Below are 24,276 nucleotides of genomic sequence, written 5' to 3'. Positions count from 1 at the left end.
TGTCGTTTCGGGCGGCTTCAACCGATGTTCTTGGACGACACGGGTACTCACTGACGAGCCTATGGACAGCGCATCAGCAGTGAGGTCGAGCCCCCAGGTTTTCGTCCTGGGAGCTCGACAGGTCATGCAGCGGCACCTGCTGAACCCAGGTCGAGAGGGACCAGGGCTTCGTCCGGCCACCGTGCGGCAGATGGTGAGGCCGCAACGGCGACAGGACGTCGGCCATGCTGACGTCGTGGTGGGACTGCCACAGCACCCGCAGTCGCTGGAACTTCGTCCACAGCAAATCGTGGAGGCTGGGGTTGATCCGTTTGACGTCAACGCCTGCGTCCGAGATGCCGATGCCGACAAGCATCGCGGGCTGAACCCAACGCCACGGTTCCCACAGACCCGGAGCTTGCGGGTCGGTGCAGTACTCCTGCGCGTTCATCCCGCCACGAGCTGTAGGCCGACCTTGGGATCCAGCCGCTTCGGGCGGTTGTCGAACGATTCCTTCGACTTGTAATCCCCGATGATCAACCGCCCGTTCGTCTCGAAGCCGATGTCGATGTCGATGTCGATGTCGATGGTGCCGGCGTATCCCCCAGCGTCACGATTCCAAACCGTCGCCTCACAGAAAACTGGCCGCACCTGGTACCTCATCCACCAGTCATCGAACTGTGCGGCGTAGCCAAGCTCGTCGTGAGCAGCGAGTCGATCGCGGGCATCGGCGATCTCGTCGAGAGTGCCGACCCCGAGGTAGAAGCGGGCGATCTGTTCGGCGTAGTCGTGCACACGATCGCCTCGCTCAGATGCCTGGTCGGCCAGCCAGACACCGGTTCCCGCGATTGCCTTGCGCGCTGCGCGGTCCACGTCGCGCTTGCGGGCGCGGGCTTCGTCGATCGCGGCGGTCACGTGCGGGTACCGGGCCAGCGCGTCACCGCCGTCGAGGTAGGCCTTCATCGCGTCGGCCGCGACGCGGGCGTGCCACCCGTGCAGGGTGTCCGGGGCCTCCCCCCCAGGACAGTCGTAATCGAGGGCACACGCGGCCGGTCGCCCACAAACCGGCCGTACATCCGCCCCCACTCGGTTGCGTGTGCGAGCTTTGGCTGGGTCACGACGCCGCCAGCGGGCGCCGGATCGATTCGACTGCCGGGGCTGGCAGGGGAAGCGGAATCGGCGGTGCGAGTGGCGCGGTCAGCGCGGCATCGACGTCGATCACGTACCGGCCTGCGGGCGGGTGCACGGCCGAGAACGCTGCGACGACGTCTGCGTCGAGTTCGAGTGCGTCGAGCGCCCCGTACTTTCCGACGGTGAGCACGACCATCGTGTCCCACGTGGGAACCTCGGTGCAGTCCGCGAGCTCCAGGGTGATGGTGCGTGCCTCGGGTACGACGAGCAGCACAGCAGCAACAAGATCAAGCTCGGACTGATCGATAGGTGTATGCACGGCGGCTCTCCATTCAATGCGGGGGGGTGTGAGCAGATCCGATGCACAAAATGTATGGCGGTTCTTCGCCATGTGTTGCACCCACCGAGCCTCCGAACCTTGTGCCCGTGCCCCGGTACAGCAGGCCACCGGGAGCGGACGGACAGCGCCCGGTTGGCAAGCCCGTGCGCAGTTTCTTGGGACGGGGCAGCGGTGCTGGTCACTCGTCGATGAGCACCGCCTCGGCGACTGCGCTGGTGACCTTGTTGTGGCGCTCCATGTCCTCGTGCAAGAGCCCCTCGCTGTCGCCGTGGTCGTTGATGAGGGTGACGATCTCGCCTGGGGCGAAGTCGGCGAGAGCGGGGTCGGCCTCGACGATTTCCGTGGGCGTGTAGATGCGCTCGTAGACGATGGTCTCGGTGATGGTGACGCGGATGCGCGGCTGATCGCTCATGCTGGCTCCTGGGCGGGCGGCTGCAGGGACGGGTAGTTGGAGACCGCTGCGCCCCGCCCGGGGGCAGGGCGCAGCGGTGTCAGGGCGGCCAGGTAGGCGACGGAGCGCTCGGCGAGGCGGATTTCGCTGGCCAGGGCCTTGATGTAGACCGCGTTGCGCGGCGGCAGGGGCTGGCCGTTCTCACGAAGGCGGCGCTCGACGCGGGCCTGGTCGATCGCGTCGCGCAGCCAGCGGGTGGCGTCGTGGTGGACGTGACCGCGGAGCTGCCCGAGATCGATGTTCATGGCGTCCCACAGGCGCTGGTGGCTGGCGCTCCACACGGTGGCGGTACCAGCAGCAGGGCGGGCGCGCAGCAATCGTGTGGCAGCGGCCGCGGCGGAAATGAACAGCTTGTGCTTGGCGGCGGTGATAGCCGGGGGCACCCCGAGGAACGCGCCGTCGACGTCGACGAGGTAGCCGGTCTCGGCGTCGATGCCGTGAATCTCAGCGAAATTGGACTTGGTGGGGATCACGGGAGCGGGCATGGCGGGCAACCTCTTTCGGTCGTTCTCGGTGCTGACGGGAACGACTTTGCCGATGAGGGCCGGCGGGTGTTGCACTAACAATTCGCCCGCTACCGTCCGGGATACCCTAGGCAGCCAGCAGGTTTACCCCGGTGCCCTCGCCGGCGATTCGTGGACAGCCCACCCCGCTTCCCCGCCCGCCTCGGCCAGGGGTCAGCGCTTCGTACGACCCCGGATCGCCAACACAGCGAGAGCAATCAGCACCGGAACCAGCAGCCGCAGCGCGATGTCGGTGACGGTCCCGATCCCGGTCAGCGCCGGTGCGCCCGCCGGGGCCCGCAGCAATGCCACGCTGGTACGCGCGGCGAATTCCAACGACTCCGGCCATGTGAAAGCTGGCCGTGGCACCTTCGTGTACTCGACCTCGCCGGTCCCCACATTCACCCTGTCGATCTGAGACGTCGGCACCGGCACATACTCGACCTGACCAGTAGCGGAATCCACCATGGCCACCTGCGACGTTTCGCCCGGCGCGTACTCGACCTGACCTGTGCCGAGGTCCACCTTCGCCAACTGGGATGTAGACCCCGGCGGGTCCTGCACCCCCACCGTCCAGAACACCACCGACCCCACCAAGATCAGCACCACGATCGCAGCGATCGCCCGCGATGCCCGCAACCCGTACCCGGACACCGCCCAGTACGCAGCCAGCAGTGCACTCTCGGCTCGCGGCTGGGCCCGATTCCCGGTCTTCGTCCCACGACGGGCAAGCCGGCGCATCTCCATCTCGCCGTAGTAGAAGTCCGCCGCACCAGGCTCGTTGCCGGAGTCCTCGAGGCCCTTGCGCAGCGCCCGGTAGATCCCCGCAATCGTCGCTGCGTCCGGTGCGTCGTGACGTCTTCCCTTCTCCACCTCGCGCTGATCAGGATCAGCCTCCGGCACCGCCCCTTCGGTAGAAGCCTCACGCTCGGCCTCCGGCACCGCCTCGGCGACCGGGTCGTGTTGAGTGTCCCCGCCTTGCTCCGCTGCGGGCAGGGCGAGCTCAGTTGTCCCGCCACCTTGATCCCATGTCGCGTGCTTCTTCCGCCAGATACCTTCCTCTGCGATCACGATCCGCCGGGTGAAACGTCGCAGCTTCCAGAACACAGCGGTAGACGGCGTGGTCGGGAGAGTGCAGGCGCTGTCGATGCGCATCTTGTCAAGACCGTGCGCACCCGCGAAGCGGCACTCGGTCAGGTCAACTGCGGACAGCTCGAGATCAGCGACAGTCGCCCGCCGAAGCGATGACACTGTGGTGTGGAACTCCGGTTTAAGGAGAGGTAGCAGCTGTTCTACAAGTTTGATTCGCGCTTCGTTCTGAACTGCTTCTCCGTCGAGCAGCTTGCCTGGAAGCCACTCTTCCCATTGCTCGGTCCCCGGATCGGCGAGCGTTGTTCGACCACCGAATGTTGCGGCGGTTCCATCGACTTCGCCGCGTAGCTGGAGGGTTCCTCTGGATTGCAGTTCGATGTTGGTCAGACTCACGCTTGGGCACAGCAACTGAATGGTCACGGGTTCAACGAATCGAGCCGCATCAAACGTGACAGTTCGCGCGGCCCATGCACCGTCGACCGGGCCGTTGAACGTTGCTCTCCGAAAAAATCCTTCTCCTATGACTGTCTCCGAGAGAAGGAGATCTCCGAACGTCGCCCTGTCGAACGTCGCTTTACTGGTAAACGTCACCTCAGAAAAGAAGGCAATCCCGGTGAACGTCGCCTCGACGAACAAGGATTCCCCGGCGAACGTCGCGTTGGGGAACCATGACTCGCCGGTGAACTTCGCCTGAGCGAACGAAGCCTCGTCGACGAACGTCGCCCGAGCGAACGAGGCCTCGCCGGAGAACACCACCTGTGCGAACGATGCCTTTCCAGTGAACGTCGTCCCGCTGAACCGAGTCTCCGCTGCGAATGTCGCCTCGCCGAACCCTGCATATCTGGCGAACGTCGCTCCGCCGAACCAGGCATCCCCGTCGAACGTCACGTTAGAGAACCATGCCTCCCCAGTGAACGTCGCCTTGCCGAACCCTGCATACCTGGCGAACGTAGCCCCGGCGAACCAGGCATCCCCGTCGAACGTCGAACCAAGGAACCCTGTGTATCTGGCGAACGTCGCCCCGCTGAACTGGGCCTCCCCTACGAACCTCGAATCGCCGAACCGGGCGGCACCCGTGAACGTCGAACCAAGGAACGATGCGCCTCCGGTGAAGGTCGCGCTTTGTAGTGTCACCTCCTGATACCGGCTGTACTCGGACTGGAAGTCGATGACGTCAATCGGTCCGGTGAGGTCGAGGTCTCCGTGAATGATTGCCCCTCTCACCTCGACTTTCGCGATCTCGTGGCCGTCGAATTGGTTGGTGATCAGTCGGGCGAAGAATTCGGCGCGGATTTCGCGCTCGCGGTCATTCCAGGCGACGATTTCGTCATGGGTGGGCCGCGCGTCTGGGTTGATGAGGTCGCAGGCTTCGCCGGCGATTGCTGCGTCGAGGAGTCGTTGTTCGGCGGGGAGCAGATCTGTGAGGTCGATGGTGGTCATCGTCGGCGGTCCTTGTGGTTCTGGGTGGACGCTGCGATGGTCCCCGCGGTGGTGTGGTGGTGGTGACGTGAAGATACCGAAGGGGCGCACGGGTTGTGTATCGGTGCAGGTGTCGCACCGTTCCCATGGCGGCCCGGGCGGTGTCAGATGCTCGACGCGACCACTGCGTAGGCGATGAGGAAGGTCAGTGCGACGCCGCTGACGCCGGCGACGATGCTAGCCGCGGTCGGGTGGTGTGCCATCCACTCGTCCAGGCGCGCGAGCAGCTCGTCCTCGAGCGTGGCCGGGGCCGGCGGCCGCGCCACCTCGAGCCGGGTGCGGTGGCGCACCACCGAAGCAGTCGGTCGGTGGGTGGCAGTGTGCGGGAGGTGCGCCATCGTGGATTCCCCTTACATTCCGATGTCTCAGTCGATTTCGGTCGATTGAGATGCTAGAAACGGGAATCCGCGATGTTGCAGCCGCAACAAGTGGGTTAGACGGTGGCGCAGAGCCCGAGAATCAGGTGCCGGTGTTCCGGGTCGGCGCGGTAACCGTGGCGGCCTTTCAGACCCCCATGGGAACCCCCGAACACCGATTCCATCCCCATCGACAGCACCTCGGTGTGCACCGACGACTGGTATTGCTTGCCGACGTAGACGTCGACGAAATCGTCGGGGCGCACGTACTCCCCTTTCGCATACTGCTGCAACGGATGCGGAGTTCCGTCTGCTGCCATGGTGCGGCGTTCCCGGAAGCTCAGGCATGCAGCAGTCGCTGCAACGTTGAATGCCTCGACGCGGTGGGACATCTCGTGGATCGCTGTGCGGTGGGTGTCCTCGGCAGTCGATGCGGAGCTGGGCACCCGCAGTTCGGACATCGTCACGGTGCCTTTGTAGGTCATGCGCAGTTTCCACCCCCAGCGGCGCGTTTCCGGGTCCCGGACAGCGACCCACTTCGGTTCTCCGTCGGGCCAGTCGAGCTCACGCATCCGATCAACGGTCGATTTCTCCGGTGCCGGCGGCATCTCCTTGCGGGTTGCCCAGGTCTGCTCGGACTTCGGGTCGGCGCTGTAGTCGTAGTCGGTGTCCTCGGAGACACGCACTCTCGATTGGTGCTGGTAGTACGCGCGGTCCTTGGACTCCTTGACGATCATTCGACGGCTGTTGTTGGACGCGGTCATCCAATCCGCGGGGAAGACGGTTGAGGCGGCGGCGGTGACCTGTTGCGCCCGCTTCGTGGTGCTCTGGTGGACGTCGGGCACTACGGTGCCGTACTGGCGATAGCGGCCCAGCACCTCTGCGGCGACGCGGCCTTCGGAGGCGCCGTGTGCGAGCCGGCGACGTTCAATCTCCGCAGCAACGGCCTGCAATGTTCGGGTGCGCTGGTTGAAATCAGTGATCACCTCGTCGATCTCGTCGAGGTACTGGACGCGTTCCGATGGCGGCAGCCGTCGTAGCTTGGCCCTGAGGTCATGCACTCGCTGTTCTACGGCGCGTTTCTCGCTGGCGTGCTTGATGGCTGCCGCCTCGAGCACGGCAGCGTCGGCGTCGAGTCGGTCGAGTTCGGTCGGGTCGAGGCGGGCACTGATCTCGGCGTCGACCTGGGTCGCAACGAGCTCGCCAGCGTAGCGGACAGCAGATTCATATCGGCGAAGCGTCTCGAAGTCCTGGTTGCTGGTGAACGCGGCGAACGCGGCGCTCGCCGCGGCGCATGCCTCGCGCACTTGGGAGTCTGCCGCGATTGCCGAGTGGTCGCCAGGCGTGGAGTCGGGTCCGGCAGGATCGGTAATGGCCGCGGCCTTCTGCGCCGCGTACAGCGCCCGCCGGTATTCGCGGCGACGCTCGCCGCGCTGTGAGGGGCATCGACGTGGCCCGCCCGGATCGTTGATCCCGTCACACACAAATTTCTCTCCCTGTTTCCCGACCGGCTTTACCTGTGGTTTCGGTGTCCCCACCGCGTGTGGGAGGCGGTCGCGACGTGATCGAGTAGGTGCAACGCGCGTAACGGGGCAAGATTGCGTAGCCACCGCTACGACCGGCCGACGAAAGGACCGCATGCCGCCGCGCGACCAGCTCGCCGACCTCAGCGATTCGGAGTTCGTGCGCGCAATCCTCACCGAACTCGATCGCCGCCCGGGATTCGAGGCCGTGCGCGACCAGCTCGCGACTCTGCTTTCGATGGGACCGACGCTGACCGCGGTCACCGAAGCCGGCGTCGGACAGCTCGTTGAGCAGGCCCTCGCCGCCGCCCGTTCCGAGATCGCACAGCAGAACGTCGTGCTCGGCCAACCCCTGTTTACCGCGGTGGAGGTCGCCGAAGCCGTGGGTGCGCGCGGATCCAGCAACCGGGTTGTCGCATCGCGGTTGCGGTCGCGCGGGGAGATCGTCGGGCTGGAGGTGCAGGGACGATTTCTGTTCCCGGCGTTCCAGTTCGACGTCGAGCGGGCGCGGGTCCACCCGATGGTCGCCGAGGTCAACCGGCAGCTGACCGATCACGGCGATAGCTGGATGGTTGCCCGCTGGTGGGTGACCGTCGTGGACGGGCACGCCCCGGCCGGCCTGATCGATACCGACCCGGAGGCGTTGCGCGCGCGGGCGGCGGCGTTCGCCGGGTAGCGCGGCGAACGGGCCAGCGCCGGCTCTGTTCCGGCTGCGCAGGGCACTGACCTGCGGCCGGGAGATTGAGAGTCGGCGGTGGCTCATGCCGGAAATGGGACCATTCGCCTTCTCCAACGCTCGAACATCGACGTAACGCCGGAGATGTTCGGCCCGCCCTGGCCGATGAATTTTCCTGCGTTCGTACGGGTCGGCAGGAGGAACCCTCGCGACCTTCGGGCAATCCACGAGGATCGGGCGCGTCGTACATCAGCGGCGCTGGCGGGCGGGTTCGCGGTTCACGTGCAGGGTCGGACAGCGGCTGCGGGGCACCATTGGTCGACGTCGAGGTGTCCGCGGCCGTTGCTGGTCGGGATCGAAAACGAGACGCGGCAGATCCAGCTACCTGTGTTCACTCTTGCCCAAGCCGACAGTGTTCCCATCACCTGAACATCCAGGGCGAGTCCCTCGGCTCGCACCCTGAGCGGAAGGGTGTTCGCGGGGCGCCCACCGATCGCGCCGAACGCCGATGCGATGTGCACGAGAACCGGCGTCGGAGGGTCGACGATGCGGTAGGGCAGCGGCTCGAACTCCGCACGCCAATCTTCGAACATACATTCGATATTATCCGTAGTCGGAGTCACTCGACATCCGATCAGCACCGCAGTAGCACAGTCCGCTCCCCCACCTCCTGCAGTTTCTCGTCGAGCACCAACACCGGGACCTCAAGAACACCGCGCCGATCAGGGTCGCCGCTGCGGGCGTTGCGCAGGCGGGTGCGCAGCCACACCACCTCCCGCACCGGGTCCTCCCCGTACCCGCCGGCCACGGCGCCAGCGTGAACGATGCCGAATACCTCCTCCAGCACCCCGTCGAGGGTCTCCGGGGTCGCAGCCGCGATCGCAGTGAGTGTCGCGAGAGTGATCGGGGTGTCGGCCGACGGCACATCGGCACTCAGCTGAGCCAGCCGTTCGGCGGCGCGGACGATGGTCCGAGGCTTCGGGGGCGACTGCGGTGGCGGTCATACAAACCTCTTGGTCGTGGGGGGTTGGGGTGATGGCTTCACACTCGGCTGCAGACCGGGTCGAGTTGCAGACCCGCTACGAACGCGGCCAGACGAGTGTTCTGCAGCAGCAGCCCGGTGCGCTCGCTGATGGCCCGCACCGGCGAACGCGGCCCGTACCGTGTGCCCGCCCCGGATCCCACCAACCAGGAGGACAACTGTGTGCCGTGTCGGCCGACGATGCTTCCCCCACACCGCGGAAAGCCTCGACCGCGCCGAACAGGAAGTGCGGCGATTGCAGCTCACCCACGATGCCCGCCTGAAGACCGCGCAGCGTGAACCGGTGTCCCCGGCATGGCTCGATCAGTCCGCCGGCGAACTCGACCAGGCCCGCCGCCGATTCCAACAGAAACGCATCGACCTGGCCTCGACCGCACGCGGCGCTCACAACCTGATGCTCGAAGCCCACGCCCACGAACAGTGCGGCCAACCCGAGCACGCCACCGAACTGCGCCGACTCGTCACGCGTGGGCTCGCACGCCGCCGGGCCGCCGACATCGCGGAGAACACGGCAGCTGCCGATGGGTGGAAGCCTCCGCAAGTGCGAGGTGGCGGTGAGCGCTGTCCTGCGTGCGGCCAGTTCGCCGCGGCCTCCCACCGTTGTCCTTCGGTGATCCTCGACGCCCGCCGCCTCGCCCTCACCGCCAGCACCCAACTTCCGCCCCCGACACCAGCGGGCACCATCGCTGGAACCGCTGCTGCGCAGTCCCTGTCGGCCGGCTTGTACGAGGACATTCCGCTGATCGCGGCCGACGCCGACGCGATCACGCAGGTGTGCCGGGACGACCGGTACGGGCCGCTACCTGAGGGGCTACCGGAAATCCCGCGCCGGGCGGACGGGTCGCTGGATACGAGCAGCGCACAGTTCGCGGCTCATCGGAACGTGGCGCTCGACCGAGCGCAGCGGGCGTGCATCGAAGACGACCACATCGACGGAGTGCCCGTGCCGGTCGTGCTGTCGCAGGGCGCGATCGAACCGTTCGCGGTGCCGGTCAAACGCGACAACGCTGCTCAGTTGGGCGACGAGCTGGCCGCCGTCGAGGACCACGAACTGTTCGACGACGCGGAGTGCGCAGCGCTGGCAGCCCCCGATCAGGCGCAATGGGGTCAGTCCGCGTCCGGGTTGTGCTGGCGGACAGCCAACGACGAGCCGTGGCGGCAGATCGGGACCGGGGAACGCGTCGATCACCGCACGGTGACCCCGAGCAAGACAGGATCTGTCGCGGTCCTCGCTCGGCGCACCATCGCCTCTCAGGCGATGTCGGCGTGGGCTGCGCACACAGAGCGCGACATGTCACCCGCGGCGGTGCACATGCAGTCCGCGGTCCGGGATGTGTTCGTCCACCCCGACGCCGGCCCGCCGCGGTCGGTGGAGGCTCTGCGGGCCCGGGCGGTGGTGCAGGCCCAGTACGCCCTCACGCAACGGCATCTCGCAGCACGTGGCATCACCGAGGTGTCGGTTTCGCGCGGGATGTGGTTTCCGACCGGCTCCCCTGCTCCTGCGTGGGTGCCGGCCGCGAAAGGCGAGCGGCAACAGGCAGATTTGACGTTGAACCCGGCAGCGTCGTTCACGCTTCGCGGCGAGGTGTCGTCGTACTTCGCACGCCGCGAGTGGGATGACGACGAGTACGTGTCGGTACGACTGCACGGCACAGTCCATGCCTCGCGGATCCTGTCGTTGCCGCGAACCGGAATGGGATGCTTGTCCGAGGAAGAGGTCATCGTGGTCGGTGGCCGTGCGCAATGGGAGGTTGAGCGTGTCTGATCGAACTCGGCGTCCGCTCCCGATGTTTCGGGATATGCGGGCCTGGGATGTTCGCAATGTGGATGGGACCCTGGTCACCACGATTGCCGCGCTGGGACAGGTGTTGGGGATGTCGCCCCGCGAGGCAGTCCGGTGGGTCCGCGAGAGGGAAGGACAGCGGGCGATGCCCGACAACCTGATCGTCGAGGCCAGGCAGGCCCGCTGACCCCTTCCGCCCGCACGGGAGGTCAGCCTCCGGTCATGACGACGGGTGCACTGTCGAGTCGTAATCCGAGAACAACGCGCGGTGGATCATCTCGGTCGTGTTCGGCCCGGGCGCCGGTCGCTCGTCGGTGATTGGCTGGGGCCTGCGGCGCGAATCCTCACGCGGAGTGTGGCCGTCATTTCCTCGGGTACTGCGATAGTCCATGTGCGAGTAATCCTTCGGGTCAGTAGATCCGTCTGTCACTGCCGTCGACGCCGTCGGTGTCGGTGTCGGTGTCGGTGTCGAGGATGCCGTCCCACAGCTCCGGATCGTCCTCGACGACAAGGCCGCGCCCACGTGCCGCGCCGAGCATCGCCACCATCGCACCCTGCCGGCTGTCGCTCCCGGCGGTGGCATATCCACCGGGTGTGACGACCTCGACCTGCGCCTCAATCGCTGCAAGGCCCTGCGCCCGTTCGACGAGTTCGCGGTCGCCAGCGAATGTTCCACCGGACCAGGCGACTGCGCGGTTCTCCCCAGGAAGTCTCACGGTGACCGTGTCTTTGGCCTTGGCCATCAAATCCTCCTGCCCGCCATCGTCGGCGGGTGCATCGGTATCGGTGCATTGAGGGTACGGCCGGGGTTCGCCATCACGAGGGATCAAGGGTGTTCACCCATCAGGCCGCGTTATGTTCACCCATTGGAACCACCGCCGAGATCTCACCCCGATCTGCATCGCTACACCGCCTGAACGGTCGGATCCGGCAGATTTGCCGCCCGACCGCGGCGCGATTCCCCACAGACCGAGCCGAGTCGTGCTCTGGCGCCGTCGACGCGATGAGCAATTTCACCAGGTGGCCGAAGTCGAGCCGCGGAACCCGTGGGTTTCGCTACCGGGGCAGGGCCGCTATCTGCCGGATCGAAACCTCACCGGGAACTCCTCGCGCGATCGCGTTACGAGACGACGCCTGCCGAATGCGCGCACCGGTTCCGGCTCACCGAGGAACCGGCCCCACGGATCGAGACGCGCACGCTTGCAGAACCAGTCGTGCAGCTCGAGCACGTTCAGCGCAGCAAGTGTGAAGCCGACAAGCACCGTGTACCGGCCGATCCCGAAACCACGGAAGTACCCGCGATGCACGTGCAGCCGATTCTGCTTCAGGTCGGCGTAGACGCTCTCGATTCCAGGGCGACGGTGATACGACTCCTCCCACGCGAGGGTGCCGTGCTGGAACGGCATCCGCATGTCGGGGTAGTCCGTGTCGTACAGGGTGACGGTGCGCCCGCATCCGCATTCCTCGCCACGGATACAGGAGGTGGTAGGCAGACTGTGCGGCTCGCGCATCGATCGCGGGTTGTTCGGGCAGCGCACCCGCGCCGGTGGGACGGCTGGTCCACGGTAGCGGCGTGCTCCGTCGCGATGGCGGGCGTCGTGCGGGGTGTACGCGTACGCCTGGCGTGCTTGGTGCCGGCGTTCGACCCGGGCGCGTTCGTCCTCTTTCATGTCGGTACTGATCGGGTCGAGGCCGTACAGGCCTTCCGGGAGACTGTCTGCGTAGAGGACCCCGTCGATCCACATCGTGTGTGTGCCCGTGGGTCCGGGATGCATCCCACGCTGATTCGGGTGCAGGTCGTAGATCGTGGTGTACCCGAGTCGCCAGACCGGGAGCGCGAAGGTGTCATTGCGGACATTGTTGTAGGCACGATCGGCGAGGAGCTGGCGCGGCTTCGGGATCGTGGCCCCGAGTGCCTCCACTGCGGGTAGCCCTCCGATGCCCTTGTGCGACCCGGCCGGGGTGAGATTCATCGACCGTGCGACGTGCACCACCGGCCCGAGGCCGGGAGCGGCGGGGACGTCGGTAATCACATGGAGGTCATACCCGCAGAAGTAGCAGGTCTCCTCGAACTCGGCACTACGCCAGCCCATTCGAGCGGTGATATCGACCGTGTAGATGTACCGCTTGTCCGCGCCGACCGGCGCGTTCGGGAGATGATGCCCGCGGCGACGGGCATGGGGATGCTTCGGGTCCGGGGGCGCCAGCGGATGATCGGGCGGTGGCACCCCGTCGGGGTCGGCGTCGACGAGCGGTTTGCGGTACCGAACCTTCGCCCACGTCGAAATGTCCGTCGAATCCAGGGCGACGGCACCGGTCGGCGGATAACACCACAGGGACGCATCGAGGAGAGCCTGCGCGAAGCCGCGTTCGTCCCACTGCGGATAGCGGGACGATCGGCACGCCCACAGCAGGCGACGCAGCGCATCGTTGACGCTCTTGTACGTGATGACCGCATGGGGCGGCAGTCCCAGTGACCGGCGCTGCGAGGTGGTCCAGCCGCGGACGACCGCGGTCACGTTCGTCTGGTGCAGCGCGATGCCGAGCATCGGGGTGAGCAGATACGCGGCGAGGAAGGCATCGGCGGTGAACACGCGGTGCGCGCCGCGGTGGTGGTCGAAGACTTCGCGGACGAATTCGCGTGCGGTGCAGTGTTCGATCAATGCCAGGACCCGTTTGAACTGCCACGGCTCGGTGCGGTACACGGCGGTGCTCACCTCGTGTAGCCGCCGGACGCGACGAGTATCCGCGTCGGGTCGGCGGTGACGTCGGTGCGCTACGCGTGTCGCTCTCACCATGGCTCCGCCTCGGCGAGCGTAGCGAGTTCTGCTGTGGTCCACCAGGGCCGGGACCGCGGCCGCGCCCCGGCAAGCACATCGGCGAGCCGGTGTGTATCCGTCCGCCCTGACATCGCCATGAACACCGGCAACGGAACGCGCTGGATCATCGCGCACTCCCACGTCCACCGCAGACGCGACGTCGTCACCGGCATCAATGTCGCCGGAACCTCACACTCGTCCAACGCCTGCGCGGCACCCTGAGCCGACCCCGGCACCGGATCCCGGAACAGGTGACCGCCCGCCGCCCGATCCACGGCCGCGAGTACCGCGGCCGCGTACTGCGGGCGCACCGGAACCTGTCTGGCCCGGGGACCTGTCACCGTGACGATCACATGATCCCCACGGACTCGAACGTCCGAGGCGCGGACGGTCATCATCTCGATGCCCCGTAAACCACACCCGGCCCCGAGTGCAACCGCGGCGGCAAGGGTCCGTCGCCGCAGCTCGGTCGTCTGTCGCGGCGCCCACCACAACAGGCGCGCCACCTGTGCCGGCGTGTACGGGTTCGCCGTGCACGGATTGTGCAGCACCACACGCGGGGGCTCCCACGGCGCCACGCGGGTGATCCTGCGTGAGAGCCCCGTCAACGTGGCACGACGCGTACACCGCGTCGCATCGGACAACCCCGCGACGGTGAGCGCATACCGATTCACCGTCGCCGGGTGGAAGATCTGCTCCACATCGAGCGGGAGCCCTTGCTCGAGCGCCCATCGCACCAACGAGGTCACTTTCCAGATCCGGCCCCGAACCACTTGAGCCACCGGTGACGGCTCGAATCCTCGCCGGACCACATCCCGCACGAACGGCGCGATCTCCTCCCACCAGTCCGGATCACCCCGCGGTACGTACAGCTCGAGTACGTCCTCCGGCCGCGTCGGTGCCATCACCGCTCACCTCCCAACCGCCTCCAGGCAGGCGAACCGACCTCCGCAGCAGGCAGATACGGCACGAGATCGGACAACGCCTTCCCACTGGATATACCGGCGGCCGCGAAGATCTCCGCGACACCACAGTCGGTGAGCACACCGGTCAGCCAGGTCGACCGCAGCCGCGCCACCTTCAACGGCGTCATCCCGGCGGGGTACTCGAACGAGCCCACCAACGCCGACGCCCGATCCCGACCGACACGCCGCGACGCGATCAGCGGCACCGTCCCCGCACCGCCGGTGACCGTCTGCAGTCGCTCGACCCACCGGGCGCGGACCGGAACGACGCGCACCGACCCATCCGCCCCGAGCCGCACCGCGGTTACCCCGTCGACATCGACGACGTCCTCCCCCGTCACCGCGAACAGCTCCCGAGCCCGGGCACCGGCCCCCACCGTCAACGCCAGGACCGCGCGCAGCGCTTGCACCCGGAACGGACCGTTCTGCGCCGCCGCGGCCCCCCAGTAGGCGTCGATCTGGCCGTCGGTGTACGGCGCGGACAGCCCCTGCCTCGCGGCGCGTTCGTCGGCGGCGGGCCACGGTGCCCGCCGCGTCACCGACCTCGCCAGCGTCCGCAACCGGGAGATCTCCGTCGACCGCGACGTCGGAGCGAGTTCCCGCATCCCGGTCACCCGGTAGCGTTCGAGCACCTCCGGGGTCAGCACTACCTCGCGGTCGAGGTCGTAACCCACTTCGAGAGCCCACACCGCGAATCGGGTCAGGACCTTCATCGAGTTCGCGGCCTGACTGTGCAGGCTCGGCTGCGACAGCGTGACCGTCTCGCGCACCCAGACGGCGACCGCGGTCCACGATGCGGGATCGACCGATCGTGGTTCGAAACCCCGGATGCAGACCGCAATCGATTCGGGATCATCGACGCGACGCCGGTACGCAGCCATCACCGTTCACCGCGATCATCGGCACTCGGAGAACGTCGGAAGCGTGCTGTCGCTGTCGGCGCGCAGAGGGGTATTGTCATGAGTAGTCACACCCTCATGAGTCATGTGAGATCCCCGCAGGATCCTGGCTGATGATTCCGGAAGGACACCGAATCGGCTCGGCGTCCTTCGGCATTTCAGAGTGCCAATCGGGGTTAATGGCCAGAATGTGTGTACAGAACCCGCCATTTCCTGCCCCTGACCTCGAATGATAGGCGTCCGAACATGCTCTGAAAGCATGTTCGGTGTCAGCTACCCGGAATTCCCCGCTCTGCGGTGTATGCGGAGCCAAGCTGGTCAAGAACGGCACCACCACAGCCGGCCGCACCCGCTGGCGCTGCAAAGCCTGCGGCGCATCGACCACCCAGTCACGCCCGGACATCACCCGCAAAGCACAACTCAACGCATTCCGGGCATGGCTTCTCGACGGCCACACACCCACCCAGGTGGCCTCCAGCGCCCGCACCTTCCGCCGCGACACCTCCTGGTGCTGGAACATCGAGATCCCACCACCGGCCCCCGCCCCGACACCGGCCGATCTGGTGATCCTCGACGGCACCTACTTCCAGTCCTGGTGCCTGCTGATCGCCACCGACGGCCACCACGTCATCGACTGGCAATGGTGCGACCGCGAGAAGAAGATCGCCTGGCTGCAGATCCTCGAGCGCCACCGCGCCCCGACCGTCGCCGTCATCGACGGCGGCACCGGCCTGCACGCCGCGATCGCCGAACAGTGGCCCACCACCCGCATCCAACGCTGCTACTTCCACATCTTCCAGGTCGTACGCCGCCACCAACACCCTCAAACCCCGACTCGAAGCCGCCCGCGAAATCCTCACCCTCACGCGAGCTTTGATGAACGTCCGCGGCATCGACCAGGCCGTGCTGTGGTTGCAGGCGTACGCCGCGTGGGAGGCACGCTGGGACGGCTTCCTGCGCCACCGCACCTACGCGAAAACGCATGTGGCCCGCCCCAGCGGGGTCTCGGACGACCAGCAGTGGTGGTACACCCACCGGGACCTGCGCAAGACCCGCGGCCTGTTCCGCCGCCTGATCGCCAACAACCACCTGTTCACCTGGATCGACCCCGAGCTGACCGACGACGATCACCCCCTGCAGCGGACCACCTCACCGCTCGAGGGCGGCCCGAACAAGGCGATCAAGGACCTGTTCCGCACACACCGTGGGCTGCCGGTCGAGCACGCCCGCCGGGCCGCCGAATGGAAACTCAACAGTCTCACCGCCGAGCCCCGCGATCTGTGGGCTCTGGTCCGGCCCGAGCACTACGCACCGCCGCGGATGACCCGCCGCGTCACCACCGAGGACGAACCGCTCGGCCCGGCGATGGGCACCGATTTCAGTTGGGAGGACGGCAACGGTCTCCAACAGGGTTGGGCGGGCAGATCACGCCGGTGAACCAGGGCGACACACCGAGGGCTGTACACACATTTTGGCCTATAACCCGCCAATCGATCACCACCCTGACCACGACGCGGTGCAGTACTCGTGGTGCGTAGTCGCACAACGAGTCAACGGGATTCAGGTGGCGTAACACCCACGGTAGAACCAGATTCCGCTGTCCGACACTCTGCCAACGAGCAGCGTGAACCATCCGATCGAGCGGCCGTTGCAGGCAGTGCCGCATCCCTATTTCGGCACTGCCGTCCGTGGCTGTGCGACCTAGAATCGACAGTGCGGGCCCGCGACACATTCAGCGAGCGGGAACCACCCGAAGTGCCGCCGCAACGGGGCGGCGCGGTTCGCAGCGCCAGTGGAGGGCCCCCGACACTGCGGGCACGGCGTAGACCGGGCGCCGAGACAGGGACGGCGCCCGATATGCCACCCGCCTCCCGCGTAGCATGCCAATGAAAGCGAATCATCATGGCGGACAACGACACCACCGACGCGAGGGAAGTCGTCATCACTCTCCGTGCGCTTATCGGTACGAAACTCGTTGCTCATCTCGGACACAGCACCGACACCAGGGCAGTCAACGGATGGTCCGACGGCACACTCCCAGTGCCTACCGCCGATCTTCTCGAGCGCCTCCGCATCGCCTCCGCCGCGGCACAGATCCTCACCCGACGAGACAGTCCGGCCGTCGCGCAGACCTGGTTCCAGGGCCGCAACGCCGCCCTCGGTGACCGATCACCCGCACAGGTCCTGCGAGACGCCGGTCCCGACGTCGTGCTTACCTCGATTCTCCGATGCCGCAGACGAATTCGCGGTGCACAGCACCTGCTCAACGCTCCCAACGAAAGGCAGGGACGCAATCCCATCTCTGTGAACCTCGGCAGATGCAACCGAACGAACCTGTCTGCAGACCCGCAATGATCACTCGCCTACGGTGCGGCGCACCCGCAACACCGACGAGCGTGTAGATCGTGTCGCCGGCGACAGACCCGATGATCGGTCCGAACCACGGCAGACCGATATGAGTGGACATAATAAATGTTATCGGCACTTTTCTGCCGGGAGTTGCGGCACATGCGAGAACTCCCGCCCTGGGGCGATCTTGGCGTTTATGCAGGTCATCGCCAGCGCTAGTGAGGTAGCAATCTCACCTGCGGCGTGTCGTGGCGCGGGCATCGGCGCCGGTAGCCGTATCTTTCCTGCATTAGATGTGCGATCCCGCGACGAGGTGGGTCCACATGGACCCGAGTTGCACCAATTTAGTGTGCCAATCCCGACCGGGGATTCGCGATGCTGAGGGAGTCGAGGATGCTCGCGGCGTCGTCGGTGAGCGGATCGAAGGCGGTGTGTTCATGCCCGGCGATGGTGATGGTGACTTCCTGCAAGGGACGCAGGGTCCGCACGATCTTCCGGATCGACATCCCCGTCGCATCCTGCAGGTAGCGTGAGATCGCCAACGCGGTGAACACGATGGTCAGGTGCGCCTCGATCGACTCCCGGGTGTGACTGAAGATCGGGCGGGCCCGTAGGTCGGTCTTCGACATCCGAAACGACTGCTCGACGTGCCACAGATCGTGATACTTCTCCATCACTTCACGCGGATTCATCAGCGAGACAGGAAGGTTCGTGACGTAGCCCTTCAGTCCGATAAGAGAACGGGCACGTGCCAGAGCATCTGCGTCGAGGGATTTGCCCTTCGTGGTGGTCTTGACGAACCGGGGTGTGCGGGCAGCGCGGGTGCCGTCGATGACCTCCCGGGCCCGCGCTTCCTGAGCATTCAGGGTCTGATTGTCCCGCACGGCACGCTTGGTCGAGTACGCCCAGACCGCCCGCCAGGCCGCCGTGTCGGAGGGCTCCCACACCGGCTCACTACGACGCGTGAGGTCGTTGACCACGCTTTTGGCGTGCCGCGGAGTGACCGTGTCGATGACCTGCCCATCGGTGAATACGTCCCCGTTCCAGTGGAAATGACTGGCCAGATCCGCCGGTGCCTTCGTCACTCGCGATCCGACGATGAACTTCAGTCCGGCAGCATCGAGATCCTTCAGGTTCGTCGCCGACAGCATCCCGGCGTCGGCGGCGATGACCATTTCCACCCCGTCGATATTGTGGCGGGCCTGGAACTGCCGCACGATAGGCACGATGGTGCGGGTCTCGGCATGATTTCCTTCGAAACACCCGATCTCCAAGGGAAATCCGGTGCGGTCGACGAGCAGTCCGACGACGATCTGCGGGTCCACCCGGCGTTCTTTGGAGTAGCCGACCTTGCGGAGTTCGTCTTCCTTCTCGGCTTCGAAATACAAGGTGGTCACGTCGTAGAGCAGCAGGTTCAGATCCCCTGCGGTGGCGGCGTGCTCGAAGCAGCGTCGTGCGATGTCATCGCGGTAGCCGTGGGCGGTGCACCGCTGCAGGGTCCGCACGAAGGTGTTGCGGTGGGCCGGTGCGATGCCGATCTCCCGCAGCACTCTGCCCGTGTCTGCGACCGACGTCGGCTCGACGATGCGGGCCGCCACGAGCTGGAAGAACGCCTCGTTGTCGATCACGTCGAAGCCGAGGCGCCGCCAGGCGGTGTCGATGGCCTCGATCAGCCAGCGGGAGCGTTTCCCGGTGATCGTCGGTGCTGTGCTGGTGGTCGTGCCGAGGTCGAGGTCGAGTTCTTGCTGGCCGGCGAGCAACTTCTCCCGAGCGGTCTCGAGCAGCGCGGCGAGTTCGCTGTCGGTATGGGCCGATCCGAGGTGTTCGAGGACCTTGTCCCGGCGTCCTTGCTTGGCCGCGATCTGCACCGCCGTTGCTCCCGAGGCGGTGCGGACTTTGCGGATGTAGGCGGCCACGGCCGGAGTCTACCGAGGCGTTAGTGTGCCACTTTCCGAACGCACACCGCCGCTACCTGCGCAGATGCCCACGACTACCTCAGAAATCGGCTCACCTGGTGCAAGTCAGGTTAGATGTGCGATCCCGCGACGAGGTGGGTCCACATGGACGTTGTCAAGTCGGGTCTGGTCTGGAGTTGCAACACCGGCGCCGGGCGCGTTGCGAGGACCGGATCCGGGCGGCGAAAGCCACCGGAGTGCAGAACCTTCCGTTGCACGGTTTCGATCAGAACAGAATCTGGTTGGCGATCGTGCAGCTGGCGCGTGAGCTCGTCACCTGGACCCAGATGCTCGCGTTGGCCGGCCGTCCGGCCCGGTGTTGGGAACCGAACGTCTGCGGTTGCGACTGTGGTCGATCGCTGGACGGATCACCCGTCACGCCCGCCGCACCGTGGTCAGTCTCGCCGTCCGGGCCGTCGGTCGAGGTCCTCACCGCAGCACTGGACCGCGTCGACGCACTGCCCACACCTGCCTGACCAGCCAAAATCACTCGACCGAGACGAAGAGGGACGATTCCACACTCGGGGCCGCGGACCTCGACGCCACCCGACCGCGTCGGGCGACAGACCGTGGCCGCACACCGAATCCGCGGTCGCCACGCCCAATCCGAAGACGCTCAGGCGGGGACGCGGACCGCACGAAAGATTGAGGTTAGTAGTTCGGACCGGGGAAATTTCCGTTGATATCCTGCACGACCCTATATGCCGGGCAATTGTAGTAACCGTCGATTCGGGTCGAGTGCCCGCCGTTAATTCCATAGTTCCGATATTCCTGTCGGTACCGATCGCGGTATGTGCATTCCAACACTGGCGAGGTCCTCGCGGGGGGCCCGACAACTGCGACGATGGTGTGCCCGTCACCGCGGAGTATGGGACGGTACTTCCAGTTACTCGACACCATCTCCTGCGTCTCGATATCGGTAACCGGACTGTCTACCTTGTTGTCAACGTAGAGCAGTCCATTGGCTAAACCAATATCCCTGATCGACAACCCTGCGGACTGATCGCTCGTGATAGTTAGCAGCGCCTTCGATGTCCTAAGATCGTAGACAACGTACGCACGGTCGAGTACTTGATTGTGGTTGACAAGTAGCGACTCCCCGAACGGGTCGATGTCGATCTCGAAGAGATCAGTGATGTCGGTATGCAGGACGGTTCCCATCGTTCCATCGATCCACGTGAAGCGGAGGTCAGAACCATTACCTGGGAGGGGGGACAACCTCTCCAGCGCATATCCCTTCGGCGTAATCACCATCACTTCGAGTCGTTCGATACCGTCGATCTGCGCGCCGTAGTCGAGGCGCGACAGTTCGGCACCGGTCTTCGCATCGAGAACGTATACGACGCCGTCGGGAGTCATGGTTGCACGGGTCGCCGGATCGTGTTGCTCGATCAGCACGGTGTTCCCTGTGGCGCCCAGTAGTTCCCCCGGGCGTGACCATTGTGTATCCAACTCCGTGGTGAAAGCGTCGACGACCCCGTAGCCGTACTTGTCCCCAAAGCCTTGTCCCACGATGACGCTCGTCGTTGTGCCGTACAGTTCGAACGATCCGTCCTTCAAATCGGGCACACTCGACATCTGGGACTGCTGGCCGACGAGCTTGCCGGTACGAGCATCGAAGGACCGCAACTCAAGCTGATGATGTTCGGGTTGCAGCCCCTTCGATTCGACAACAAGCCCCATTGCGTAGACCACCACCAGCGAATCGCCAGTTCCTGCGGTTGCGCATGCAAAAGACTCTAGCTCGCTACCTGAAGGCACCATGGGCGCAGGAAATGTGACCATTGACCCGCCGTCGATGACCTGCGCGCGGACGATGAACGGAGTTCCGAAGCGCACTTCTGTCTCGTCGCCTTCGAGGCAACCCCAGGTGATGATCTCGTCGGACACCTTGGCGACGTCTCCGAAGATTCCGTTGCCGGCCTCCGGGCTCGTGATGAGCTCTGCAGTGTGTGAAGCCGGCGTCGTTGTTACCGGAGCAGTCGTCAGCGGCACGGAACTCGGTGTGGTCGATGGCACCGCCATCGTTGTCTCCGCGGTCGATCCGCACGCCACCACGCAGAGCAAGGCGGCCGAGAGTGCAGCGCAGCGCGAGATGTAACTAGCGGAAACGTTCATCGAAAAAATCTAACCGCCACTGCCAACGGATGATGTCCATCAAAGGAACGACACATCCCTCGTTGTGTCGGTGGGTTCTCCCACTCGATACCAGTGAGATCCCGCTTCGGCCGTGATAGCGGCGGCTAGCGGGATTTCAGCTCTGTCCCTCTCCGCATACTCGCCATTCGCCATCCTCGCGAACGAACTTGATGGTACCTCGCTTGTCGGCGTTCAGTTCACCGTCCTCATTAAAAAGCTCGGTAACCGATGTGGCGGTGGCTGTATCGCCGTCGACGCTAATATCTGTCACATATAATGTTGTGACCTTGCCGTGTTTGGCAGACTTCTCGGCCTCTAGCTGAGCGAGGAACTCTTCTGGGGAGAAACCGCGTCGGGCTTCGTCAATGTAGTCCCTGCAATAGTTCTGGTAGAAGGACTCCACGTCGCCCTCTGTGTAGGCCATGTTCATTTGGTCAACCACAGCCATGATCTCGTCCTCAGGGGTATTACCACCGCTACATGATGTCAGTGCTAGTACGGACAGAACTATTCCAACAGTCGTCGGCGCGAAACATGTGGCGGATTCCATTGTGATTCCCTGTCATCTAATTAGGAACGGTGCAACTCATCGTGAATAGAGCAATGGTCAGAACCTGTGGATCCTGAAAGTGCGTGCCTTCCCTGAAGATGATCTGCAAGGAACCTCAATTCTGATCAAGACCAGGCGTTGGCGCGCTGGTGGGAAGACACACCCGTGCTCATGGGTATGGACAACATCGACGACACCAGCGAGTCCGGCAAGACGGGTGGTGCCGGCCGTTCGTTGCTCGACGAGATCGTCCGCGACGGCGGCCGAAATATGCTGGCTGCCGCCCTGCAGTGCGAGCCACCGGCCCTATTCACAACGTCACCCCTCAGCACCTGTGCAACGCGGACTGCCTCCGGCCGAGGCGCATCGCGCTTCGATGATGACGGTTCGTTCCCGCGTGCGCTATCCAGCGTTCGGATGACATGTTCGCTGACCGCAGCTCGATCCCGTGGCGCAGCTACGCAATCACGCAATGACGCTGTGTGAAACGAGCGGTTACTTGCGCGTCACGCCGGAGCTCGGGTCGTTGGCGGCACACCCGTCACGCGTCCGACGGTCGATCGGACCGACATCGCGTTTCCCGGAAGCGATCGACGAGTGTCATCTCGCACCGAAACCCCCGCTCGGCTGGGTGTTGATCCAGGCTTTGCCAGGACTCTCACTGCGGCGGGTAGAACGTCAACGTGTCCCCGAAGCTGGCCACGAATCCTTCCCCCACTCGCGCCGTGTCTATGCCGGGGTATTCGTTTGTCGTTGTTCGTGTCATCGAAAGGCCGTCCCAGACCATCCGCCCGGTCTCCGGATCGAACGCCACGAGCTCGCCACCACGCTCTTCTGTGAAGCCGATAACGCGGCCTTCGCTGTCTACGACGCTGGACCCGGATCCGCTATCCGGAAAGTCCTCGAGATTGCCGTTCCAACGCCACAGTTCCCGCCCATCGGAAAGCGAATGACCGACATAGCTCGTGCGGTCACCCCCGATCATCACATCGCCCACAATTCGGTCGATACGGAACTCGCGGGACGTCCACAGCTCGTCGCCGGTCTTCGCGTCGTAGCCGGCATACGTCCCCTCGCTGCGCGCACCGAGGATGTAGACACTGCCTGCCGTGTAGACGTCGTCGCCGCTGCTGCTGTGTGTCCTTACCCTGTTGCCGGCCGAGTCGAGGATCGTGATCCGAGTGGGGTCGTCGCAATCGGCAGCGACGAATCCGCCTCCGGGGAGAGCCGCCTGGACGAACAGGTTCGTCGGGGTGCCGACGGCCCCCGTCTCGCGGTCGATGACGTGGTAGCCGGTGGTCAGCACGTCGGCGCCGATCTCGAGTTCGAGGAAAATCTCGTCTCCGATGCATGTCCCCGGCTCGACATACCAGTTCGCACGGAAGTCCCGCCCGGTGCCACTGCCAACCCATTCTGGAGCGGACCCGCGGCCAAAGGAGCCTGTCGAGTAGAGAGTGTTGTCACGCACCTCGACCTGCTTGAGTCCGTCGATGCGCTTACCCCACATCAGTTCGCCGTCCGATTCCCGGTACGCGCGGACGTTGTCGACGGTGTCCCGCGAGTCTGCATCCGAGTAGTTCGTGCATACGAATGCACCGTCCAGTGGGACATCTGCACAGAAGATCCCGGCCGAGCCCGGCTCGGCCTCCGACTGCCACCGAACGCTGCCCGTCACCGGGTCCAAGGCAACCAGGCGAGCGCTCGATCCACACGAGGCGAGCACAGTATCCGCAGTCACCACCTTGACGACGAACCGATGGTCGCTGTTGTCGGCACCGCATACCGGTACCGCGCTGACCGACCAGCCTGCCGTCGGAGCGGTGGGATATGCAGTTGGCAACCTGTCTTCCGGTTCGCCGAATGCTCGATCACTGGCTGCGGCGTCCTCGGCGTGCGTCGCTGCGCTTCCGCCGCATGCCGACGCCAGCAACCCGACAACGCCGATCAGCGCGGCGACTGTACTCGCGCATACCCGGCTTCCGCCGTGGACTCCGTGCCGTCTGCCGGATCGAGGACGCAGTGGACTCATCACGATCAAGGAGTTTCACACCAATTCGCCGGAAAATCTGTCGGCTCTTCGGTCGACAACATGCCATTACTGCATGTGACCTGGTCACGTCACGTCACGTCACGTAGCGGGTAGGTAGGGCGCTACCTAAACGAACCAAGGTGTAGGTGTCGACCGTCACGCAATTCCCAATGTCCGGGCGCTGAGGCGAGAATAGCCGGCCCGGGTACCCCAGGG

The 24,276-nt window shown here is 65.2% G+C and carries 21 protein-coding genes and 3 pseudogenes; 6 read left to right on the top strand and 18 right to left on the bottom strand.

Going from position 1 to position 24,276, the window contains the following annotated elements; all coding sequences use genetic code 11:
* Positions 1–73 precede the first annotated feature (73 nt).
* From RZ1_RS21805 to RZ1_RS21770, 8 genes are all read right to left on the bottom strand, one after another.
* Positions 74–430 carry a hypothetical protein gene (locus RZ1_RS21805; RefSeq protein WP_072814614.1) on the bottom strand — a complete coding sequence of 119 codons (357 nt, stop codon included), beginning with the start codon at positions 428–430 and terminating at the stop codon, positions 74–76.
* Positions 427–942, bottom strand: coding sequence for a hypothetical protein (locus tag RZ1_RS21800; RefSeq protein ID WP_072814613.1), 516 nt, complete (start codon positions 940–942; stop codon positions 427–429). Before RZ1_RS21800 ends, RZ1_RS21805 begins: the two co-directional genes overlap by 4 nt.
* Before the next feature lie 151 nt (positions 943–1,093).
* Positions 1,094–1,429, bottom strand: coding sequence for a hypothetical protein (locus tag RZ1_RS21795; protein WP_139281931.1), 336 nt, complete (start codon positions 1,427–1,429; stop codon positions 1,094–1,096).
* 199 nt (positions 1,430–1,628) lie between these two features.
* Positions 1,629–1,862 carry a hypothetical protein gene (locus RZ1_RS21790; RefSeq protein WP_072814611.1) on the bottom strand — a complete coding sequence of 78 codons (234 nt, stop codon included), beginning with the start codon at positions 1,860–1,862 and terminating at the stop codon, positions 1,629–1,631.
* Positions 1,859–2,386 carry a hypothetical protein gene (locus RZ1_RS21785; RefSeq protein WP_072814610.1) on the bottom strand — a complete coding sequence of 176 codons (528 nt, stop codon included), beginning with the start codon at positions 2,384–2,386 and terminating at the stop codon, positions 1,859–1,861. Before RZ1_RS21785 ends, RZ1_RS21790 begins: the two co-directional genes overlap by 4 nt.
* A 192-nt stretch (positions 2,387–2,578) precedes the next feature.
* Positions 2,579–4,936, bottom strand: a complete 2,358-nt coding sequence (locus RZ1_RS21780; protein ID WP_072814609.1) for a pentapeptide repeat-containing protein — start codon at positions 4,934–4,936, stop codon at positions 2,579–2,581.
* A 143-nt stretch (positions 4,937–5,079) separates the two neighbouring features.
* Positions 5,080–5,313, bottom strand: a complete 234-nt coding sequence (locus RZ1_RS21775) for a hypothetical protein (RefSeq protein WP_072814608.1) — start codon at positions 5,311–5,313, stop codon at positions 5,080–5,082.
* Positions 5,314–5,408: 95 nt separating this feature from the next.
* Positions 5,409–6,815: a hypothetical protein gene (locus RZ1_RS21770; protein WP_139281930.1), complete on the bottom strand. Its 1,407-nt coding sequence runs from the start codon at positions 6,813–6,815 to the stop codon at positions 5,409–5,411.
* 154 nt (positions 6,816–6,969) lie between these two features.
* Between RZ1_RS21770 and RZ1_RS21765 the strand changes: the two genes are divergently transcribed.
* Positions 6,970–7,530, top strand: a complete 561-nt coding sequence (locus tag RZ1_RS21765) for a hypothetical protein (RefSeq protein ID WP_072814606.1) — start codon at positions 6,970–6,972, stop codon at positions 7,528–7,530.
* A 278-nt stretch (positions 7,531–7,808) separates the two neighbouring features.
* Here RZ1_RS21765 and RZ1_RS21760 read toward each other — a convergent pair whose 3' ends face one another.
* The gene (locus tag RZ1_RS21760; protein WP_072814605.1) at positions 7,809–8,123 is read right to left on the bottom strand and encodes a hypothetical protein; all 315 of its coding nucleotides are present in this window, start codon (positions 8,121–8,123) and stop codon (positions 7,809–7,811) included.
* A gap of 41 nt (positions 8,124–8,164) precedes the next feature.
* Positions 8,165–8,455, bottom strand: coding sequence for a hypothetical protein (locus tag RZ1_RS21755; RefSeq protein WP_072814604.1), 291 nt, complete (start codon positions 8,453–8,455; stop codon positions 8,165–8,167).
* A gap of 277 nt (positions 8,456–8,732) precedes the next feature.
* On the opposite strand from RZ1_RS21755, the gene RZ1_RS21750 reads away from it, so the two are divergent.
* Together RZ1_RS21750 and RZ1_RS30625 are read left to right on the top strand one after the other, a co-directional pair.
* The gene (locus RZ1_RS21750) at positions 8,733–10,337 is read left to right on the top strand and encodes a hypothetical protein (protein ID WP_072814603.1); all 1,605 of its coding nucleotides are present in this window, start codon (positions 8,733–8,735) and stop codon (positions 10,335–10,337) included.
* A gap of 58 nt (positions 10,338–10,395) precedes the next feature.
* Entirely contained in the window at positions 10,396–10,542 is a 147-nt protein-coding gene (locus tag RZ1_RS30625) for a hypothetical protein (RefSeq protein ID WP_169918036.1), read from the top strand.
* 223 nt (positions 10,543–10,765) lie between these two features.
* Here RZ1_RS30625 and RZ1_RS21740 read toward each other — a convergent pair whose 3' ends face one another.
* From RZ1_RS21740 to RZ1_RS21725, 4 genes are all read right to left on the bottom strand, one after another.
* Positions 10,766–11,098, bottom strand: a complete 333-nt coding sequence (locus RZ1_RS21740; RefSeq protein ID WP_072814601.1) for a hypothetical protein — start codon at positions 11,096–11,098, stop codon at positions 10,766–10,768.
* A 330-nt stretch (positions 11,099–11,428) separates the two neighbouring features.
* Entirely contained in the window at positions 11,429–13,072 is a 1,644-nt protein-coding gene (locus RZ1_RS21735; protein WP_072814600.1) for a hypothetical protein, read from the bottom strand.
* Positions 13,073–13,146: 74 nt separating this feature from the next.
* A complete protein-coding gene (locus RZ1_RS21730) occupies positions 13,147–14,079 on the bottom strand; it encodes a hypothetical protein (RefSeq protein WP_072814680.1) in 933 nt (310 codons plus the stop codon).
* The gene (locus RZ1_RS21725; RefSeq protein ID WP_072814599.1) at positions 14,079–15,020 is read right to left on the bottom strand and encodes a site-specific integrase; all 942 of its coding nucleotides are present in this window, start codon (positions 15,018–15,020) and stop codon (positions 14,079–14,081) included. Before RZ1_RS21725 ends, RZ1_RS21730 begins: the two co-directional genes overlap by 1 nt.
* A 284-nt stretch (positions 15,021–15,304) precedes the next feature.
* Here RZ1_RS21725 and RZ1_RS29700 point away from each other — a divergent pair.
* Positions 15,305–16,475, top strand: a pseudogene (locus tag RZ1_RS29700) (IS1249 family transposase).
* Between the two features lie 1,256 nt (positions 16,476–17,731).
* Here RZ1_RS29700 and RZ1_RS21705 read toward each other — a convergent pair.
* Complete coding sequence (locus RZ1_RS21705; RefSeq protein ID WP_072814595.1) at positions 17,732–19,303, bottom strand: IS1634 family transposase; 1,572 nt, start codon at positions 19,301–19,303, stop codon at positions 17,732–17,734.
* Positions 19,304–19,473: 170 nt separating this feature from the next.
* Here RZ1_RS21705 and RZ1_RS21700 point away from each other — a divergent pair.
* Positions 19,474–19,818 (top strand): annotated as a pseudogene (locus RZ1_RS21700) (transposase); the annotation flags it as partial.
* A gap of 175 nt (positions 19,819–19,993) precedes the next feature.
* Here RZ1_RS21700 and RZ1_RS21695 read toward each other — a convergent pair.
* The gene (locus RZ1_RS21695) at positions 19,994–21,460 is read right to left on the bottom strand and encodes a hypothetical protein (RefSeq protein WP_139281929.1); all 1,467 of its coding nucleotides are present in this window, start codon (positions 21,458–21,460) and stop codon (positions 19,994–19,996) included.
* A gap of 136 nt (positions 21,461–21,596) precedes the next feature.
* Positions 21,597–22,031 carry an Rv0361 family membrane protein gene (locus RZ1_RS21685; protein ID WP_083583838.1) on the bottom strand — a complete coding sequence of 145 codons (435 nt, stop codon included), beginning with the start codon at positions 22,029–22,031 and terminating at the stop codon, positions 21,597–21,599.
* Between the two features lie 177 nt (positions 22,032–22,208).
* Between RZ1_RS21685 and RZ1_RS31890 the strand changes: the two are divergent.
* Positions 22,209–22,337 (top strand): annotated as a pseudogene (locus RZ1_RS31890) (IS256 family transposase); the annotation flags it as partial.
* 352 nt (positions 22,338–22,689) lie between these two features.
* Here RZ1_RS31890 and RZ1_RS21680 read toward each other — a convergent pair.
* Positions 22,690–23,706: an outer membrane protein assembly factor BamB family protein gene (locus RZ1_RS21680; protein ID WP_083583837.1), complete on the bottom strand. Its 1,017-nt coding sequence runs from the start codon at positions 23,704–23,706 to the stop codon at positions 22,690–22,692.
* Positions 23,707–24,276: the final 570 nt, after the last annotated feature.

It is taken from the genome of Rhodococcus zopfii NBRC 100606 = JCM 9919 (genome assembly GCF_001895025.1).
GTDB classification, from domain to species: Bacteria; Actinomycetota; Actinomycetes; order Mycobacteriales; family Mycobacteriaceae; genus Rhodococcus; species Rhodococcus zopfii.
The sequence above is the reverse complement of the archived record's forward strand: the minus strand, read 5'-3'. Positions and strand labels throughout refer to the sequence as shown.